This window comes from Winkia sp. C0117E2, assembly GCF_056590455.1.
This window is the reverse complement of record NZ_JBWPWD010000002.1, coordinates 86,346-103,010: the sequence shown is the minus strand read 5'-3', so window position 1 is coordinate 103,010 and position 16,665 is coordinate 86,346. Positions and strand designations below refer to the sequence as shown.

The following is a 16,665-nucleotide window of genomic DNA, read 5'->3' as shown; positions in this document are numbered from 1 at the left end:
GCCCCAACATCTAGGCATAGAGAATCCCCGGAAGGATACCTTCCGGGGATTCCTTATTGGTTTCTTACAGCTCTATGGGTTCGATCCCGTACTTTGCCAGACCGGCTTTACCAAAGTCCGGCGCGGATAGTACCGAGATGCCGTCTTCCAAGATGGCCACTGAGTGCTCCCAGTGGGCAGCATGTGAATGGTCGTGAGTCTTGACAGTCCACTCGTCATCCAATGTGAACACTTGGGCAGAGCCACGAGTCAGAATCGGTTCCACGCAAACAACCATTCCAGGAACAACCTTCGGCTGGCGTCCTCGCACCGAATAGTTCAGCACATCCGGTGCCTGGTGCATTTGCGTCCCAATACCGTGCCCGATGAACTCTTCGACAATGTCGGCCTCCCAGCCGTACTTGTCAGCGGCATCCGCTACCACCTGTTCAACTGCGTCGCCTACGCAGGCGATAGTCAGTCCCCGCTTCTTCGACGCCAGCGAAGCAATCCCGGCCCACATTGCCTCTTCAGTAATACGGGACAGAGTCAGGTCATCGCCGCGAGCCTTGTCGTCTCCGCCCACAATCATGGTGAAGCAGGAATCGCCGTGCCACTGCTTGCCATCCGTCTCGACGTAGGCGCCGCAATCAAAGGAGACCATGTCGCCCTCTTGCAACACATAGTCGTCAGGGATGCCATGAACAACCGTGTCATTTACAGACATGCAGGCAGTCGCCGGGTACCCGTAGTAACCCAGGAAATTCGGTTTCGCTCCGGCCTTCTCTATGACGAGGGCGCTGACCGTGTCTAGTTCTTCGGTGGTGACGCCGGGCTTAGCTGCCTCCCGAAGAGCCTTGTGAATATCGGCAACGACCAGGTCCGCACGTCGCATGTGCCGAACCTGGTCGATGCTCTTTAGTTCAATACCGCGCCTCATGCAGCGTCAACGGCCGCCTTCACGCGCTCCCACACCTCGTCGACGGTGCCCATGCCGTCGATTACCGTGAGTTTGCCAGCGGTCTGGTAGAACGCCGTGATCGGGGCGGTTTCCCGCTTGTACACTTCGAGCCGGTTGCGTACCGTCTCGTCAGAATCGTCGGCTCGTCCCTCAATCTGGGCACGCTTCTTGATGCGCTCAACGACCTCGTCGAAGTTGACCTTCAGCTCGAGGACGCCGTCGATCTCGACTCCTAGGTCATGCAGAATGTAGCCCAGGTTGTGCACCTGATCCAGGTTGCGCGGGTAGCCATCCAGCAAGAAGCCGCCATCGCGGACTGCTTCCTTCAGCGAGGTGGCCACAATGTCGTTCACGACCTCGTCAGGAACTAGATTGCCGGCAACCATGTATTCCTTGGCCTTGTTGCCGAGCTCGGTCCCGTTATCGATCTGCGAACGCAGCATAGCGCCCGTGGACATGTGCGGGATCCCTAGATATTCGGCAATCTTTTTTGCCTGCGTGCCTTTCCCGGCGCCCGGAGCGCCCAGGATGACGACTCGTTTCATTGTCATGATGCCAAGAATCCTTCGTAGTGGTGTTTCTGTAGTTGCGAGTTGATTTGCTGAACGGTCTGCAGGCCGACGCCCACAACAATCAGCAAGGTGGTACCGCCGAACGGCATCTGTGTAATGCCGAGGGCGATCATTACGATGGTGGGCACCATCGCCACAATCAGTAGATAGAATGCGCCGCCGGTGGTAATGCGGTTGATGACGTAGCGCAAATAGTCGGCAGTTGGGTGCCCGGCGCGCACGCCGGGGATGAACCCGCCGTACTTCTTCATGTTGTCGGCGATCTCTTCAGGGTTGAAGGTGATCGCGGTGTAGAAGAAGGCGAAGAACAGTACCAGGATGCCGTAGCAGATCAGGTAGAACGGGGTCTGCTGCGAGAAGTTGCGCTGGATCCACTGCACCCAATGCTGCTTCGGATCGCCAAACTGAGCAATCATTGTGGGCATCGCCAGGATCGAGGCGGCGAAGATGACGGGAATAACGCCCGACATGTTGATCTTCATTGGAATGTAGGTGGTGGAGCCGCCGAAGAGTCGACGCCCAACCATCCGCTTTGCATATTGCACTGGGACGCGACGTTGCGCCTGTTCCACAAACACGATCGCGAGCGTGACAACCAGGATGAGGGCGATCACGACAAGCACCTTTGCAACGCCACCGTTGGCCTTAGCGATGGACCACAGGTGAGCCGGCAGGTTCGCGGTAATAGAAGTAAAGATTAGCAGCGACATACCGTTGCCGATGCCGTGCTCGGTGATCAATTCGCCGAGCCACATGATCAGACCAGTACCAGCGGTCATGGTGATGATCATAAGAATGTAGTTGATAACCGAATCATTCGGGATGATCGGGTCTGCCGCGGAGCAATTAGGCAGTAGCCTTCCCGACCGAGCTAGAGAGATGATTGTCGTAGACTGCAGCACGCCGAGGGCGATGGTCAGGTAACGGGTGTACTGCGTCATCTTCGCCTGGCCGGCCTGGCCTTCCTTGTGCAGATCCTCGAAACGCGGGATAACCACGCGCAGCAACTGCGTAATAATCGAGGCAGTAATGTACGGCATGATGCCCAGAGCAAATACCGACAGCTGCAGCATTGCGCCACCGCTGAACAGGTTTACCAAGTCCAATAGACCGGACTGGGAGTTGTTGGCTAGACACTTCTGGACGTTCGAAAATGACACGCCCGGAGTAGGTATGAATGAACCAGCCCTAAACAGCAGCATGATGAAAGCCGTGAATAGTAGCTTCTTACGCAGATCCGGGGTTCGGAACGCCTGTGCAAATGCAGCTAACAAACTTTTCTCCAATGATATTCATGGGGATACCACGAGTTTTCAAAACCGGGTTCTATGGTATCGCCTTTTTCTGAAACGAAAAACGGGCGATCCGGCCTAGGGCCGAACCGCCCGTCCTTCACGGCTTATTACCGAGCTGTTAGAGAACCGCCAGCAGCTTCAATCTTCTGCTTTGCGGACTCAGACCACTTGTCGACCACGAGGTCGAACTTAGCAGCAGCTTCGCCAGAACCAAGCACCTTGACGGGCTTGTTCTTGCGAACCAGCGACTTAGCAACTAGGTCAGCAACCTCGATCTTGCCTCCCTCGGGGAATGCCTCCGAGAGTGCGTCAAGGTTCACAACCTGGTACTCGACGCGGAACGGGTTCTTGAACCCGCGCAGCTTCGGCAGACGCATGTGGGCCGGCATCTGGCCGCCCTCAAATCCTGCCGGCACGTTCTTACGTGCGCCGGTACCCTTGGTGCCACGACCCGAAGTTTTACCCTTCGAACCCTCACCACGACCCACGCGGATCTTGGCCTTCTTGGCACCCGGAGCTGGCTTCAGGTGGTGTAGCTTTACGGGCTTGTCGCCCAGCTTCTTAGCAGTGTTCGCCATTGTCAGTCGACCTCCTCGACGGTCACCATGTGGCTCACGACGTTGATCTGCCCGCGTACAGACGGACGATCTTCGTGGGTCACAACCTGGTGCATCTTACGCAGGCCAAGAGCAGCCAAAGTAGCGCGCTGCTTCGGAGTTGCTCCAGCCTTGGAACGAACCTGGGTAACTTTCAGTTTCGACATTACGCACTCACCCCTGCGGCAGCCTTATCGGCTTCCTTCTTTTCAGCAGCTGCACGCTTTTCGGCATCTGCTTCGGCGCGTGCACGCAGCATGGCTGCGGGAGCAACGCGTTCCAAAGACAGGCCACGGCGGGCTGCTACTGCCTCGGGCTGGTGCAGCTGCTTCAGAGCTGCGACCGTTGCGCGAACGATGTTGAGTGCGTTCGACGAGCCGAGAGACTTGGTTAGGACGTCGTGAATGCCAGCGCATTCGAGGACGGCGCGGACAGGACCACCCGCGATTACACCAGTACCAGAGGAGGCGGGGCGGAGCAGAACGATGCCTGCTGCATCTTCGCCCTGAACCACGTGGGTGATGGTGCGGCCAACCATGGGAACGCGGAAGAAGTTCTTCTTTGCTTCTTCAACGCCCTTGGAGATGGCCTGGGGTACTTCCTTAGCCTTGCCGTAGCCAACGCCGACGGTGCCTTCGCCATCGCCAACCACTACTAGAGCGGTGAAGCTGAAGCGACGGCCACCCTTCACGACCTTGGAAACACGGTTGATAGTGATAACGCGCTCGACGAACTCGTTGCGGTCGTTGTTGCGACCACCGCGACGGTTGTCCTTGCGCTCATTGTTGCGGCCGCGGCGTTCGCGACGATCCGTATCCTGCGATTCCGCGGAACCCTGACCGCCCTGCCGGCGGCTATTCTGAGGAGCCATCAGCTTTTCCTTTCTTTCGGTCAGAGGCTCAGGCCAGCTTCGCGTGCGCCTTCGGCGACAGCGGCGATGCGGCCATGGTACTTGTTGCCACCGCGGTCGAAGACCACGGCTTCAATTCCGGCAGCCTTCGCGCGCTCGGCCACAGCCTGGCCAACCTTGCGAGCTGCTTCGGTCTTGGAATCGCCCTCGGAGCGCAGTTCCGCTTCCAAAGTGGATGCTGCGGCCAAGGTACGACCGTTCTGGTCATCAATAACCTGCGCAACCATGTGACGGTTCGAGCGGAATACTGCCAGACGCGGACGCTCGGTGGTGCCGAATACGCGCTTACGAACGCGCAGATGACGGCGCTTACGAGCGGCTACCTTACCTTTGCCTTTTACAGAGTAAGACATTACTTACCTGCCTTTCCGGCCTTGCGGCGTACGTGTTCACCCGCATAGCGGATGCCCTTGCCCTTGTAGGGTTCAGGCGCGCGCAGCTTACGAATGTTAGCTGCAACTTCGCCGACGAGCTCCTTGCTGATACCAGAGACGGTGAACTTATTCGCCGCCTCCACAGTGAACTCAATGCCCTCACGCGGTTCGATTACGACCGGGTGGGACAGGCCGAGGGCGAACTCTAGGTTCTTGCCCTTGGCAACGACACGGTAACCGGTACCAACAATCTCGAGCTGCTTCTTGTAACCGTTGGTTACGCCCTCGATCATGTTGGCAACCAAGGTGCGGTACAGGCCGTGTAGCGAGCGGGCGGTACGAGAATCGTCCGGACGCTCCAACTTGATCGATCCGTCTTCGACCTTCACGGAAATGGGTTCGCGCACATCCAATGCGAGCTCGCCCTTGGGGCCCTTCACCTTTACGTTCTGGCCCGACACGGTGACGTCTACACCTGCGGGGATGGAAATGGGAAGCTTACCAATACGTGACATGTTACTTTCCCCCTTTCCTTACCAGACGTAGGCGAGGACTTCCCCACCTACACCCTTGTCGTTAGCTTCACGGTCAGTCATCAAGCCGGAGGACGTGGACAGGATTGCCACACCCAGGCCGCCCAGAACCTCGGGGAGGTTGTTGGACTTTGCGTATACACGCAGGCCCGGCTTGGAAACGCGGCGCAGACCTTCAATGGAGCGCTCACGCTTCGGACCGTACTTCAGGTTAAGAGTCAGGGTCTTACCAACCCTGGCGTCGGCAACTTCACTGCCGGCGATGTAGCCTTCGCGCTCTAGGATGCCCGCAATAGCGAACTTCAGCTTCGAGTAAGGCATGGACACCGACTGGTGGTGCGCCGAGTTAGCGTTACGCAGACGCGTTAGCATATCTGCGATTGGGTCTGTCATAGTCATATTTTTGGGCTTCAGCCCTTCCTCTTCGCGGTTTCCTCTCCGCCAGTTAGGCGGGGGACCTGCGAAGTAGTCGTTTTACCAGCTGCTCTTGGTTACGCCAGGGAGCTGACCCGCGTGGGCCATCTCGCGTAGGCAGATGCGGCACAGGCCGAACTTGCGGTACACGGAGCGGGGACGCCCGCAACGGTTGCACCGGGTGTAGGCGCGAACAGCAAACTTCTGCTTGCCGGCAGCCTTGTTCTTTAGTGCGGTCTTCGCCATTTGTCAGTCCTCCTTGAACGGGAAGCCGAGCTGACGCAGCAGCTCGCGGCCGTGCTCGTCGGTCTTCGCCGTAGTGACGACGGTGATATCCATGCCGCGAACGCGGTCAATGTTATCCGGATCAATTTCGTGGAACATGGACTGTTCGGTCAGACCGAAGGTGTAGTTACCGTTGCCATCGAACTGCTTGGCCGAGAGTCCGCGGAAGTCGCGGATACGGGGCAGAGCAGTGGAGAGCAGCCTGTCCAGGAATTCCCACATGCGGTCGCCACGAAGGGTGACATGTGCGCCAATGGCCTGGCCTTCACGCAGCTTGAACTGTGCGATGGACTTCTTGGCCTTGGTCACGGCCGGCTTCTGGCCCGTGATGGCCGCCAGGTCGCGAATTGCGCCGTCCATGAGCTTAGAGTCATGTGCAGCTTCACCAACACCCATGTTCACAACGATCTTGGTCAGACCGGGAATCTGCATTGGGTTGGCTACGTTGAACTTCTTTTCGAGGGCGGGAATGATTTCCTCGCGGTAGCGCGCTTTCAGGCGCGGGGTCTGAGTTTCAGTCATTCTCAGATATCCTTTCCGGTCGCCTTGTTGTAACGAACACGCACAGTGCGAGTGCGGCCATCGCGCTCGACCTCTTCTTCACGGAAGCCAACCTTGGCACGCTTCTTGGTGGAAGGATCGACCAGGACCAGCTTGGAAAGATCGACGGGCGCTTCGCGCTTCTCGATGCCTCCGGTTACCTGCCCCTGGGCGTTCTGACCCTGACGGACGTGGTGAGTGCGAACGTTTACGCCCTCGACCAGTGCACGGTTTTCTTTAGGGAATACTTTGAGCACGCGTCCCTGCTTGCCCTTGTCGCCCGGTGCTAGCGGCTCGAGCCCTTCGGCTTCGCGACGCTTGTTGCGGGCTACTAGGCGAGCATCCTTAGGATCGGACGCGCGGCCTGCAATGACCTGTACTAGGTCACCTTTCTTGATCTTGGCTCCCATTTACAACACCTCCGGTGCCAGCGAGATGATGCGCATGAACTTCTTGTCGCGAAGTTCACGGCCAATCGGGCCAAAAATACGCGTCCCGCGGGGTTCTCCGTCCGTGTTCTTCAAGATCACGGCAGCATTTTCATCAAATCGAATGTAGGAACCATCGGGGCGGCGGCGTTCCTTCTTCGTGCGAACGACTACGGCCTTTACGACCTCGCCCTTCTTCACGTTGCCGCCGGGGATGGCGTCTTTGACGGTAGCGACGATCATGTCGCCGATACCGGCGTAGCGCCGACCCGAGCCACCGAGTACACGGATGCAAAGAAGCTCCTTTGCACCAGTGTTGTCGGCGACCTTCAGTCGCGACTCCTGCTGAATCATTGAGTAATCTCCTGTCGTCGTGCCGGTTCTCTTTGGGTAAAGCCCGTGAGCCTAGCCGAACGTATCTGTACCATTGCGTACTCCGGCGCCTGAGAGGTGAGTCGCAGACTCGGGCACAACATGTGCCAGGTCTCTGCAAAACCCACGTCGTAGGCTGCTCCCGAGTGGCTGAACTATTGGCAGTCCGGCACTCCCACTAGGTAGACTAGTAGACACGCAACTCAACAAGCCTACCTATTTAGGCTTACAAATGAAACCAGTCTCCCTTGATTCACCCCTGTGCCTTTGCTCACCAAGCACCCAGGCTGGAAAGCTCTTTTTCCCTTCTGCTACGTAGACCGGTGCGGGAGCGTATGAGACGATACAGGCATGCAGAAACTCGTGTTCCTTGATGTAGATGGCACCCTAATCAATTCTTCCCAGCAGGCTCCACGATCTGCCGTGGAAGCCTGTCAGAGAGCAGCGCAAAATGGCCACAAGCTATTCATGTGCACCGGCCGCTCTTACCCGGAGGTGTACCCATGGCTGTGGGACCTTGGCATTTCTGGGCTTGTGGGAGCAAACGGCACCTACGTTACCTGCGAGGACGAGGTAATCTTCGACGAGCGCATTTCAGACGAGGACATTATCGAGATCTCGAATTTCATCAATTCGGTTGGCGGATATTGGATTTGGCAGGGGCCGGATCGAATCATGCCCTCTAAGGAATTCCTTGACTCCTACTCCGGCGCGGGCGCCGATCGGATCGCAGGGGACTGGACACCGTACCTACACCAGGTCGCTCCGTACCTAAAGACCGGTACTCCTACCAGCTGCGGGAAGTGTACGTTCACTCTGCCACCGACGGCGAGCGCCTCCCTAGAGGACGTCATTGAACACTTCGGCGACCGCTTCACCATCGTTGCTGGCTCTGTTACAGCAGAAGGCACCGAGGGCGGCGAGTTGGTACCGGCAAACATCTCCAAAGCCAGCGGAGTGCGGCAGGTGGTTATGCATTTAGACATTCCCCTAGAGCAAACGATCGGCATTGGCGACAGTGCGAACGATGGCCCGATGATGAAAACAGTAGGAACATCCATCGCTATGGGAAATGCTATCGACGAAATAAAAGAAATCTCCAAATGGACCACCACCTCAGTAGATGAGGATGGGATTAAGAATGCATTTGAGTATTTAAAACTCATCTAACTATTAAAAACAATTAATATTTTAGTTTTGGGACTCAAGGCACCGCCGATGCTTGGCAGGTAGTTTACACTTGGGCCAGACCGTAATTGAGCGGCAATCGCCCCATAAGCGATAACTACGAACTAGTAGAGGTAAATATGTCTCGCGTCGAAGAGGACCTGATTGGCACAAAAGAAATTGCAGATCAGAACTTTTACGGAGTCCACACAGCCAGGGCAATCGAGAACTTCCAAATCTCTGGGAAAAAGATCCAAGATGTCCCGGAGTTTGTGCGCGCAATGGTGCAAGTAAAGAAGGCTTGCGCGCTGGCAAACATGGCCTGCCACGCACTGCCCACCAAAATTGGTGAGGCCATCGTCAAGGCCTGTGACCTGATCCTAGACGAAGGTCGCTGCATGGATCAGTTCCCCATTGACGTGTTCCAAGGGGGCGCCGGGACATCGGTAAACATGAATACAAACGAGGTCATTGCCAATCTGGCCCTAGAAACCCTAGGGCTTGAGAAGGGGCGTTACGACGTTGTACACCCCAACGACCACGTGAACAAATCGCAATCAACAAATGACGCCTACCCAACCGGTTTCCGCATGGCCGTTTACGCCCTCAAGCAAAAGCTAACTGAAGAATTGGAAGCCCTCATTGGCGCCTTCGGGAAAAAGGGCACCGAGTTCGAAGATGTGCTGAAGATGGGTCGCACCCAGTTGCAGGATGCCGTCCCCATGACATTGGGCCAAGAGTTTCACGGTTATGAGCACAACCTAACCGAAGATCTAAAGACCATCGAATTTTGCACACAGCTGCTACTGCAGGTGAACCTCGGCGCTACCGCAATCGGTACCGGCGTAAACACTCCTCCGGGATACGCCAAGGCCGCAGCTGCCAAGCTTGGCGAGGTGACGGGATACGACGTGGTATCCTCGCCCGACCTAATCGAGGCCACCTACGACAACGGCGCCTACGTGATGGTGCACGCCGCCCTCAATAGGCTTGCCATGAAACTGTCGAAGATCTGCAACGATCTTCGCCTCCTGGCCTCGGGGCCTCGCGCCGGTCTAAAAGAGATCAACCTTCCTGAACTGCAGGCTGGTTCTTCGATTATGCCGGCAAAAGTAAATCCCGTTATTCCCGAGGTCGTAAACCAAGCTTGCTTCAAAGTCTTCGGCAACAACACCACGGTTATGTTCGCCGCAGAAGCAGGACAATTGGAACTAAATGTCATGGAACCAGCCTTGGCAGCCTCCGTGTTCGAATCACTACAGTTACTTACCAACGCCTGCAGGACGCTGCGTGAACGCTGCATCGAAGGTATCACCGCAAATCGCGAACGCTGCTACGACTACGTTATGAACTCCATCGGCATAGTCACCTATTTTAACGATGTAATTGGGCACGCTGCTGGCGACCAGATCGGTAAGGAGTGCGCTGCTACTGGCAAGTCGGTGAAGGAAGTAATCCTAGAAAAGGGGTTGCTACCAGAAGATAAGATCGACGAAATCTTATCCCCGGAAAACCTTATGCATCCGCACTACTCTGGCGAGCTGTACGACGCCAACTAAACCCATCTAAGAATTTCGGAGTTACGAATGAAATCAGAGCAAAAAGGCTCCTCCTCTGGGCAGGCTGTAACCGCAGCCGCAAAAAAGAAGGAGCCCTCTAACAGCAAAATGAAATGGCTGTTTGTTGCCGTGATCGTCGGGGTTGTCGCCGGTATAGTGGTCGGCTCCATCTTCGGCGAACGAGTCGCAGGCCTTGCCTTCCTTGGGTCAGCCTTCGTCGGGCTGATCAAGATGATGGTTCCCGCCATCATCTTCTGCACGATCGTGCAGGGCGTAGGTTCGGTCAAGGCCGCCGCAACAGTAGGCAAAATCGGCGGCATAGCGCTGGCCTACTTCATCACGATGACCACCTTCGCATTGGGGATCGGTCTGGCAGTAGGCAACTTTGTGAAGGCTGGCTCCGGACTGAATTTGCAGAACCTGCACTACGAAGTCCAGAAGAAAGCTGACGGCCCGGGCGGCGTTGTCGGTTTCATCCAGGGGCTGATCCCCGAGTCCGTCTTCTCGCCCCTAACCTCGCACAACGTGCTCCAGGTGCTAATCGTGGCGCTGTTGGTGGGCTTCGCTCTCCTTGGCATGGGCAAGGCCGGCGAACCCGTGTTGACCCTGGTCGAGTCCGTGCAGAAGATCGTCTTCAAGATCATGGGCTGGATCCTTTGGCTGGCCCCGATCGGCGCATTTGGCGCAATGGCAGGCGTCATGGCTACCACCGGTTGGAAGGCAGTTTTGGCCCTTGCGAAACTGATCCTTACCTACTACGCCACCTGCGCAATCTTCATCTTCCTGGTCCTGGGCGTAATGCTGAAGATCTTCACCGGCCTGTCTATTGGCAAGCTCTTCAAGTACCTGGCAAACGAAATCATCATCGTGCTAGCAACCTCCTCCTCTGAAACCGGCTTGCCTCACCTGATGCAGAAGCTAGAGCACATGGGGGTCGACAAGGCTACCGTCGGCCTGGTAATTCCTACGGGTTACTCGTTCAATCTGGACGGCTCGTCGATGTACGTAACCATGTGCGCGATCTTCATCTCCGATGCGATGAACAAGCCCATGGGCCTCGGAGAACAGATCGGACTACTGGTCTTCTTGATCATTGCGTCCAAGGGCATCGCGGGCGTCACGGGCGCTGGGCTAGCCACCCTGGCCGCTGGTCTGGAAACATACCGGCCCGAGCTCGTGGACGGCGTCTCGCTCATCGTTGGCATTGACCGTCTGATGGACGAGGCCCGTACCCTGACCAACTACATCGGCAACGCTGTAGCAACCCTGATCGTGGCCACCTGGACGCACACCATTGACAAGCAACGGGTGGCAGAGACGCTTGATGGCAAGCACCCGTTTGTCTATGACGTCGAAACCGATGAATCCAAGCAGCAAGAACAGATAACTGCCTAGTAACCTGCAATAAATCTGGGGGCGGATAATTCCGCCCCCAGATTTTTATATTCATTCTTCCTTACCTAAATTTTGTAATCTTTTTGATATCTGCATCACACTCATGGTGGAACATATTGTCTATCTTTTCTTTCACCAGGCACTTAATATATTTCTAAGAAGAATTGCTGAGCAGTCATTTACAAATACGTGCGCAAGTTCACCATTCCTTTACCTAAGCAAGAGAGCTAGTTCACCCTTTCGCGGTTTTATTAAGCCGTCTAGAAAGGATTCTTATGCACACTCTGCGTCGCACTTTAGCGGGAACCGCCGTGCTCAGCATGCTTGCCGGCCTCCCACTTTCCGCCCTCGGCTCCCCCACCGAGGCAGACCAAGCACCATTCGGCCGGGTAAGCACCTATCCGGTGTATCTAAACGTTCCTGCCGGCACCGACCGAAATGCCCAGACCAACGCCGAAATCTCGACTGTTTCGCAAGACGGCAACACCCTGATCTATACGGATGCTGCGGGAAAGCGGATTGGTTTCCTGGATATTTCTGATCCTTCCGCTCCAAGAGGACTCGGCTCATTTGATCTTGCTAAGGAGGGCGATGCGGACGATCAACCCACCTCGGTAGCTGCCTGTGGCGACTACCTGCTAGTAGTCGTAGATCAGACTGGTAAGAATTACGATTCCCCTTCTGGGCGCGTAGACGTAGTAAGAATCGCCGACCGGGAAAAAGTCGCATCTATCGACCTGAAGGGACAGCCCGATTCCATCGCCATCTCGCCAGACGGGAAGTATGCCGCGATCGCAATCGAGAATCAGCGCGACGAGGACAGGGGCGACGGAGGCCTGCCTCAGCTACCAGCCGGCTTCGTGCAGACGATCGAGCTGAATTCCAATCCGAGTTCATGGAAGGCTACGCCCGTCTATTTCGTGGACAAGAAGGGAAATCCCGACCCCAAAATCGCCGCTGCGGGCTGGGATAGCCCTACCGACCCTGAACCCGAATATGTCAGCATCAATGAGGCCAACCAGCTGGCAGTCACTGTCCAGGAAAATAATGGAGTGGCGATCATCGATCTACCTTCTAAGTCGATCACCTCCGCGTTCTCGACCGGCAAGGTCGACCTCAAAGGTATCGACGTAAAGAATGACGGTTTGATCAATCCGACGGGATCTTTGCAGGGGGTGCCCCGCGAGCCCGATGCTATCGCGTGGGTCGGCAACAACTACGTGGCCACTGCCAATGAGGGTGATTGGAAGGGCGGCTCCCGGGGGTGGAGCATTTTCGACACCTCCGGAAAGGTGGTCTACGATTCTGGCAACGAAATTGAAAATCTGGCCATCAAGTACGGGTTGCACAACGAGAAGCGCGCGGAAAAGAAGGGACCGGAGCCGGAAGGGTTAGCGGTCGCTACCTTTGCCGGTGTTCCCTATGCCTTCGTTGCTACAGAACGGTCTAACTTCGTTGCCGTTTACGACGTTTCAGATCCCGCCACGCCAGTTTTCAAACAGCTACTGTTTACAACAAACGGCCCAGAAGGGATTCTGCCCATCCCAGCCAAGGGCATATTGGCTGTCTCTTCTGAAACCGATGAGGCCGACGCTGGCGTACGCGCGAGCGTGAACCTTTACAAGCAGGGTGCTCACTCCCCCATGCACCTGACGTCGGCTGAAAAAGACGGTGCGCCCATCGGTTGGACGGCCATGAGCGGCCTCAGCCCCGACCCGACTGACCCAACCCACCTCTATGCTGTTTCGGACGATGCCCTTGCAGAGTCCTATATCTACCGCATCGGCAACATTGCGGAAAATTCTCCGGTCATTGATGAGCGCATCACGGTAACCGATTCTGGGTTGCCTGCTTCACTTGACTTGGAGGGCGTAGCTGCTCGCACCGAGGGCGGTTTCTGGCTCGCCCATGAGGGCAAGAGCGGGGCACAAAACGCCCTCTACAGGACCGACGCTAACGGGGCTATCCAAGAACGGGTGTCACTGCCTACGTCAGTTACTGAGCACATCGGCAAGTGGGGCTTGGAAGGCGTAGCCGCAACGGGAACCGGCAAAGACGAGGTGCTGTATGTGGCCGTACAGCGCCCTCTTTGGAAAGATCCCAAGGCTAAACCGCTTGCCGCCTTGGAAGGTAATAGTGCTCGCATCGGACGCTACCAGGTGGCCGCAAAGAGCTGGACCTGGTACTCCTACCCGCTAACTGCCACTTCTACCGAGGGCGATTGGATGGGCCTTTCCGACATCACCGTGCTGGGACCAGATACCTTGGCCGTAATCGAACGCGATAAGTTGAATGGCCCGGCCGCCCGCATCAAGAAAGCTCAGGCCATTCGCCTCCCGAACAAGGGCGGAAAGGAACAACCGATCCCCGTTCAAAAGCTCGGCAGCGGGCAGGATCTACGGGAGGTGGCTATGGGCTACGCCGGGTGGATGCAGGAAAAGTTTGAAGGTTTGGCAATGACCTCTACCTGCGATGTCTACGCAATCACCGACAACGACGGATTAAAGGATGCCACCGGGGAAACATATTTCCTTACCGGCATGACAAATGCGACCCTGCTTGGCAAGCAAGCCGCTGAGGTCCCCTGTCCTACCCCGGTGGGCAGCACATCTAAGGGAAGGCCCACAACTTCTGCCAAGCCAAAGGGCGAGCCTGCCACTCCTGTTACTAGCCGCCCTAGCCCAGCAAAAAAACATAAGCAGGGGCAAAGCCTGCAAAACACCGGTACCTACGTGGGCGGATTACTCTTGGTAGCCGCCGGTCTAGTAGCGGCGGGCTACCTGGTGATTAGGAGACGGGCGTAATCTTCTGAGCTTTACGCTGAGCGTTGTATTCGCGGCGACGCTCAGCTAGCAGCTCTCGTAGCTCGGGATCCTGCATTACCAGCTTCACTGTCTGGCAGTCCTCGGGCCCCGTAACGAATGCCTGACAAAGCGTACAGGGCTCCCCCGGACGCAGGGGGCAGCGGGGCGCTACCACACGTCTTTTTCCATTCGTTGCCATATGTCGATGGTATTACCCCACCCACCTAAGTCCCAAACAAAGGTCGGCAAACTCGCCTTTTCAGCCCGCGCACCAATTAAATAGTTGTGGCCCGGGAGAGCTCCCGGGCCACAACATTAGAGCAGCTTACTTAGCGCGCTCTAGGATTTCGGCGACGCGCCAGCGCTTTGTCTTGGAAAGCGGGCGGGTCTCCATGATGAGGACGTAATCGCCGATTCCGGCCTCATTGTTTTCGTCGTGTGCCTTGACCTTCTTGGTCTTGGTAACGACCTTGCCGTACAGAGCGTGCTTAGAACGCTCCTCCAGTTCGACCACAACGGTCTTCTCCATTTTGTCGGAGACGACGTAGCCGCGGCGAACCTTGCGCTGGTTACGCTCTTCGTTTACAGTCTCGCTCATATTGCTCACTTACCTGCCTCGGGCGCGGTGCGGATGCCAAGCTCCCGCTCACGCGCAATTGTGTAAATACGGGCGATGTCGCGGCGCAGTGCGCGGACCCGGCCATTGTCGGCACCGGAACCGGTCGCAATCTGGAAGCGCAGGTTGAACAGCTCGGCCTTAGCCTTATCGAGCTCTTCAGCCAGCTGCGCCTCGTCCATCATGTCGAGGTCGGCTGCAGTTAGACCCTTCGATCCTTTAGGCATTAGCGGTCACCACCTTCACGAGTGACGAAGCGAGTCCGCATCGGCAGCTTGTGCTGCGCACGACGGAGGGCCTCGCGAGCCACGTCTTCGGAAACACCAGCCAGTTCGAACATGATGCGGCCGGGCTTTACGTTTGCAACCCACCATTCGGGTGCGCCCTTACCGGAACCCATGCGGGTTTCAGCGGGCTTCTTGGTTAGCGGACGGTCCGGGAAAATGTTGATCCAAACCTTACCGCCACGCTTGATGTAGCGGGTCATGGCAATACGGGCAGCCTCAATCTGACGGTTGGTCACATAGTGGTGCTCGAGTGCCTGGATACCGAAATCGCCGAAGCTGATCTGGGTACCGCCCTTGGCTACACCGCGCCGATTGGGGCGATGCTGCTTACGGAACTTAACACGTCGAGGGATGAGCACGGCTCAGGCCTCCGTTTCTTTTTTCTCGGTAGCCGGAGCTTCAGCCTTGGGGGCCTCAGCTGCTTGCGCCTTGGCGTCCTGCTTCGGAGCCTGCTGCTTCGAAGCGTTCTGCTGGCGGTTGCCACCGCGTCCGCGGCGCTGGCCACGGCGATCGCCACGGCGACCACGCGGAGCGGCCTCAGCCTGCTGACGCGCGAATTCGCGTTCGGTCATATCGCCCTTGTAGATCCAAACCTTCACACCAATGCGGCCGAAGGTTGTGCGGGCTTCGTAGAAGCCGTAATCGATGTTGGCGCGAAGGGTGTGTAGCGGAACGCGACCTTCACGGTAGAACTCGCTACGGGACATTTCTGCGCCGCCCAGACGACCGGAGCACTGGACACGAATGCCCTTGGCGCCAGAACGCATGGCGGACTGCATGCCCTTGCGCATCGCACGACGGAACGACACACGAGCGGAAAGCTGCTCGGCAATGCCCTGAGCAACCAGCTGAGCGTCGATCTCGGGGGACTTTACTTCCAAGATGTTGAGCTGGACGCGCTTGCCGGTCAGCTTCTCGAGCTGATCGCGCAGACGATCGGCCTCTAGGCCGCGGCGTCCAATAACAATGCCCGGACGAGCAGTGTGCAAGTCGATGCGGACACGATCGCGGGTGCGCTCGATGTCGATCTTCGAAATGCCTGCACGTTCGAGTTCGCCCTCCATCATGCGACGGATGGCAACATCTTCCTTGACGAAGTCAGAGTAACGCTGACCCGGCTTGGTCGAATCGGCGAACCAGCGGGAGCGGTGGTCCGTCGTGATGCCGAGACGGAACCCTGTGGGGTTAACCTTCTGACCCATTTATCGGACCTCTTCCTTCTTGTCGTCAGCGCCAACTACCACGGTGATGTGGGAGGTGCGCTTCAAAATGCGGCCTGCGCGGCCCTGGGCGCGGGGCTGGAACCGTTTCATGGTTGGCCCTTCGTCTACCCAAGCGGCGCGAACAACCAGATCCTCAAGCTTTAGGTTCTGGCCGTTTTCTTCGGCCTGGTACTTTGCGTTGAAAATTGCGCTGTGTAGCACCTTGCGGACGTCTTCGGCGACCGCCTGGGGTGCATAACGCAGCACGTCGTAGGCCTGTAGGGCACGCTTACCGCGAATCTCGTTCACGACGCGACGTGCCTTCATCGGCGTGGAGCGCACGAATCGCGCTTGCGCCTTGGCTTCCATCGTTTTG

The 16,665-nt window shown here is 57.0% G+C and carries 23 protein-coding genes; 4 read left to right on the top strand and 19 right to left on the bottom strand.

Annotated features, from left to right (window positions below; translation table 11 throughout):
* Positions 1 to 64 precede the first annotated feature (64 nt).
* The 13 genes from map to rplN all read right to left on the bottom strand — a co-directional run bounded on the left by map (position 65) and on the right by rplN (position 7,241).
* Entirely contained in the window at positions 65 to 919 is an 855-nt protein-coding gene (gene map, locus AC1EKG_RS02875; RefSeq protein WP_481067731.1) for a type I methionyl aminopeptidase, read from the bottom strand.
* Positions 916 to 1,491: an adenylate kinase gene (locus AC1EKG_RS02870; protein WP_004805732.1), complete on the bottom strand. Its 576-nt coding sequence runs from the start codon at positions 1,489 to 1,491 to the stop codon at positions 916 to 918. The genes map and AC1EKG_RS02870 overlap by 4 nt, the downstream gene beginning before the upstream one ends.
* Positions 1,488 to 2,786 (bottom strand): preprotein translocase subunit SecY, encoded by a 1,299-nt coding sequence (secY, locus tag AC1EKG_RS02865; RefSeq protein WP_004805729.1) that lies wholly within the window; start codon positions 2,784 to 2,786, stop codon positions 1,488 to 1,490. The genes AC1EKG_RS02870 and secY overlap by 4 nt, the downstream gene beginning before the upstream one ends.
* Positions 2,787 to 2,914: 128 nt before the next feature.
* On the bottom strand, positions 2,915 to 3,385 hold the full coding sequence (rplO, locus tag AC1EKG_RS02860) for a 50S ribosomal protein L15 (RefSeq protein WP_004805727.1): 471 nt from the start codon (positions 3,383 to 3,385) through the stop codon (positions 2,915 to 2,917).
* A gap of 2 nt (positions 3,386 to 3,387) precedes the next feature.
* Positions 3,388 to 3,570 carry a 50S ribosomal protein L30 gene (rpmD, locus tag AC1EKG_RS02855; protein ID WP_004805725.1) on the bottom strand — a complete coding sequence of 61 codons (183 nt, stop codon included), beginning with the start codon at positions 3,568 to 3,570 and terminating at the stop codon, positions 3,388 to 3,390.
* The gene (rpsE, locus tag AC1EKG_RS02850) at positions 3,570 to 4,277 is read right to left on the bottom strand and encodes a 30S ribosomal protein S5 (protein WP_428837434.1); all 708 of its coding nucleotides are present in this window, start codon (positions 4,275 to 4,277) and stop codon (positions 3,570 to 3,572) included. The genes rpmD and rpsE overlap by 1 nt, the downstream gene beginning before the upstream one ends.
* A 17-nt stretch (positions 4,278 to 4,294) precedes the next feature.
* Positions 4,295 to 4,666 (bottom strand): 50S ribosomal protein L18, encoded by a 372-nt coding sequence (rplR, locus tag AC1EKG_RS02845; RefSeq protein WP_004805721.1) that lies wholly within the window; start codon positions 4,664 to 4,666, stop codon positions 4,295 to 4,297.
* A complete protein-coding gene (rplF, locus tag AC1EKG_RS02840) occupies positions 4,666 to 5,202 on the bottom strand; it encodes a 50S ribosomal protein L6 (protein WP_004805719.1) in 537 nt (178 codons plus the stop codon). Before rplF ends, rplR begins: the two co-directional genes overlap by 1 nt.
* Positions 5,203 to 5,220: 18 nt before the next feature.
* Entirely contained in the window at positions 5,221 to 5,619 is a 399-nt protein-coding gene (rpsH, locus tag AC1EKG_RS02835) for a 30S ribosomal protein S8 (RefSeq protein WP_004805718.1), read from the bottom strand.
* Positions 5,620 to 5,694: 75 nt separating this feature from the next.
* On the bottom strand, positions 5,695 to 5,880 hold the full coding sequence (locus AC1EKG_RS02830) for a type Z 30S ribosomal protein S14 (RefSeq protein WP_004805716.1): 186 nt from the start codon (positions 5,878 to 5,880) through the stop codon (positions 5,695 to 5,697).
* A 3-nt stretch (positions 5,881 to 5,883) separates the two neighbouring features.
* A complete protein-coding gene (gene rplE, locus AC1EKG_RS02825) occupies positions 5,884 to 6,441 on the bottom strand; it encodes a 50S ribosomal protein L5 (protein ID WP_004805713.1) in 558 nt (185 codons plus the stop codon).
* Positions 6,442 to 6,443: 2 nt separating this feature from the next.
* Positions 6,444 to 6,869: a 50S ribosomal protein L24 gene (rplX, locus tag AC1EKG_RS02820; RefSeq protein ID WP_481067728.1), complete on the bottom strand. Its 426-nt coding sequence runs from the start codon at positions 6,867 to 6,869 to the stop codon at positions 6,444 to 6,446.
* Complete coding sequence (gene rplN / locus AC1EKG_RS02815) at positions 6,870 to 7,241, bottom strand: 50S ribosomal protein L14 (protein ID WP_004805710.1); 372 nt, start codon at positions 7,239 to 7,241, stop codon at positions 6,870 to 6,872.
* A 369-nt stretch (positions 7,242 to 7,610) separates the two neighbouring features.
* On the opposite strand from rplN, the gene AC1EKG_RS02810 reads away from it, so the two are divergent.
* The 4 genes from AC1EKG_RS02810 to AC1EKG_RS02795 all read left to right on the top strand — a co-directional run bounded on the left by AC1EKG_RS02810 (position 7,611) and on the right by AC1EKG_RS02795 (position 14,184).
* Complete coding sequence (locus AC1EKG_RS02810; protein WP_004805708.1) at positions 7,611 to 8,429, top strand: HAD family hydrolase; 819 nt, start codon at positions 7,611 to 7,613, stop codon at positions 8,427 to 8,429.
* Positions 8,430 to 8,566: 137 nt separating this feature from the next.
* Positions 8,567 to 9,985 (top strand): aspartate ammonia-lyase, encoded by a 1,419-nt coding sequence (gene aspA / locus AC1EKG_RS02805; RefSeq protein WP_004805706.1) that lies wholly within the window; start codon positions 8,567 to 8,569, stop codon positions 9,983 to 9,985.
* 27 nt (positions 9,986 to 10,012) lie between these two features.
* Positions 10,013 to 11,380 carry a C4-dicarboxylate transporter DctA gene (locus AC1EKG_RS02800; protein ID WP_004805703.1) on the top strand — a complete coding sequence of 456 codons (1,368 nt, stop codon included), beginning with the start codon at positions 10,013 to 10,015 and terminating at the stop codon, positions 11,378 to 11,380.
* Positions 11,381 to 11,655: 275 nt separating this feature from the next.
* The gene (locus AC1EKG_RS02795) at positions 11,656 to 14,184 is read left to right on the top strand and encodes an esterase-like activity of phytase family protein (RefSeq protein WP_004805702.1); all 2,529 of its coding nucleotides are present in this window, start codon (positions 11,656 to 11,658) and stop codon (positions 14,182 to 14,184) included.
* Here AC1EKG_RS02795 and AC1EKG_RS02790 read toward each other — a convergent pair.
* The 6 genes from AC1EKG_RS02790 to rplV all read right to left on the bottom strand — a co-directional run bounded on the left by AC1EKG_RS02790 (position 14,168) and on the right by rplV (position 16,658).
* On the bottom strand, positions 14,168 to 14,383 hold the full coding sequence (locus AC1EKG_RS02790; protein ID WP_101485603.1) for a DUF6767 domain-containing protein: 216 nt from the start codon (positions 14,381 to 14,383) through the stop codon (positions 14,168 to 14,170). The two genes, AC1EKG_RS02795 and AC1EKG_RS02790, sit on opposite strands and share 17 nt — an antisense overlap.
* A gap of 126 nt (positions 14,384 to 14,509) precedes the next feature.
* Positions 14,510 to 14,782 carry a 30S ribosomal protein S17 gene (gene rpsQ, locus AC1EKG_RS02785; RefSeq protein ID WP_040314863.1) on the bottom strand — a complete coding sequence of 91 codons (273 nt, stop codon included), beginning with the start codon at positions 14,780 to 14,782 and terminating at the stop codon, positions 14,510 to 14,512.
* Positions 14,783 to 14,787: 5 nt separating this feature from the next.
* On the bottom strand, positions 14,788 to 15,027 hold the full coding sequence (rpmC, locus tag AC1EKG_RS02780) for a 50S ribosomal protein L29 (protein ID WP_004805694.1): 240 nt from the start codon (positions 15,025 to 15,027) through the stop codon (positions 14,788 to 14,790).
* Complete coding sequence (gene rplP, locus AC1EKG_RS02775; RefSeq protein WP_004805693.1) at positions 15,027 to 15,446, bottom strand: 50S ribosomal protein L16; 420 nt, start codon at positions 15,444 to 15,446, stop codon at positions 15,027 to 15,029. Before rplP ends, rpmC begins: the two co-directional genes overlap by 1 nt.
* Before the next feature lie 3 nt (positions 15,447 to 15,449).
* Complete coding sequence (rpsC, locus tag AC1EKG_RS02770; RefSeq protein ID WP_004805690.1) at positions 15,450 to 16,289, bottom strand: 30S ribosomal protein S3; 840 nt, start codon at positions 16,287 to 16,289, stop codon at positions 15,450 to 15,452.
* Positions 16,290 to 16,658 (bottom strand): 50S ribosomal protein L22, encoded by a 369-nt coding sequence (gene rplV, locus AC1EKG_RS02765; RefSeq protein ID WP_004805689.1) that lies wholly within the window; start codon positions 16,656 to 16,658, stop codon positions 16,290 to 16,292. It lies immediately after the preceding gene.
* Positions 16,659 to 16,665 lie beyond the last annotated feature (7 nt).

What these genes read in the sequence shown, in the direction of transcription:
- rpmC (WP_004805694.1), bottom strand. Translation starts at nt 15,027, where the DNA reads ATGCCTAAAGGATCGAAGGGTCTAACTGCAGCCGACCTCGACATGATG.
- rpsC (WP_004805690.1), bottom strand. Translation starts at nt 16,289, where the DNA reads ATGGGTCAGAAGGTTAACCCCACAGGGTTCCGTCTCGGCATCACGACG.
- AC1EKG_RS02795 (WP_004805702.1), top strand. Translation starts at nt 11,656, where the DNA reads ATGCACACTCTGCGTCGCACTTTAGCGGGAACCGCCGTGCTCAGCATG.
- rplO (WP_004805727.1), bottom strand. Translation starts at nt 3,385, where the DNA reads ATGGCGAACACTGCTAAGAAGCTGGGCGACAAGCCCGTAAAGCTACAC.
- AC1EKG_RS02790 (WP_101485603.1), bottom strand. Translation starts at nt 14,383, where the DNA reads ATGGCAACGAATGGAAAAAGACGTGTGGTAGCGCCCCGCTGCCCCCTG.
- rpsH (WP_004805718.1), bottom strand. Translation starts at nt 5,619, where the DNA reads ATGACTATGACAGACCCAATCGCAGATATGCTAACGCGTCTGCGTAAC.
- rplF (WP_004805719.1), bottom strand. Translation starts at nt 5,202, where the DNA reads ATGTCACGTATTGGTAAGCTTCCCATTTCCATCCCCGCAGGTGTAGAC.
- rplX (WP_481067728.1), bottom strand. Translation starts at nt 6,869, where the DNA reads ATGGGAGCCAAGATCAAGAAAGGTGACCTAGTACAGGTCATTGCAGGC.
- map (WP_481067731.1), bottom strand. Translation starts at nt 919, where the DNA reads ATGAGGCGCGGTATTGAACTAAAGAGCATCGACCAGGTTCGGCACATG.
- rplR (WP_004805721.1), bottom strand. Translation starts at nt 4,666, where the DNA reads ATGTCTTACTCTGTAAAAGGCAAAGGTAAGGTAGCCGCTCGTAAGCGC.
- rpmD (WP_004805725.1), bottom strand. Translation starts at nt 3,570, where the DNA reads ATGTCGAAACTGAAAGTTACCCAGGTTCGTTCCAAGGCTGGAGCAACT.
- rplE (WP_004805713.1), bottom strand. Translation starts at nt 6,441, where the DNA reads ATGACTGAAACTCAGACCCCGCGCCTGAAAGCGCGCTACCGCGAGGAA.
- aspA (WP_004805706.1), top strand. Translation starts at nt 8,567, where the DNA reads ATGTCTCGCGTCGAAGAGGACCTGATTGGCACAAAAGAAATTGCAGAT.
- AC1EKG_RS02800 (WP_004805703.1), top strand. Translation starts at nt 10,013, where the DNA reads ATGAAATCAGAGCAAAAAGGCTCCTCCTCTGGGCAGGCTGTAACCGCA.
- rplN (WP_004805710.1), bottom strand. Translation starts at nt 7,241, where the DNA reads ATGATTCAGCAGGAGTCGCGACTGAAGGTCGCCGACAACACTGGTGCA.
- rpsQ (WP_040314863.1), bottom strand. Translation starts at nt 14,782, where the DNA reads ATGAGCGAGACTGTAAACGAAGAGCGTAACCAGCGCAAGGTTCGCCGC.
- AC1EKG_RS02870 (WP_004805732.1), bottom strand. Translation starts at nt 1,491, where the DNA reads ATGACAATGAAACGAGTCGTCATCCTGGGCGCTCCGGGCGCCGGGAAA.
- AC1EKG_RS02810 (WP_004805708.1), top strand. Translation starts at nt 7,611, where the DNA reads ATGCAGAAACTCGTGTTCCTTGATGTAGATGGCACCCTAATCAATTCT.
- AC1EKG_RS02830 (WP_004805716.1), bottom strand. Translation starts at nt 5,880, where the DNA reads ATGGCGAAGACCGCACTAAAGAACAAGGCTGCCGGCAAGCAGAAGTTT.
- rplV (WP_004805689.1), bottom strand. Translation starts at nt 16,658, where the DNA reads ATGGAAGCCAAGGCGCAAGCGCGATTCGTGCGCTCCACGCCGATGAAG.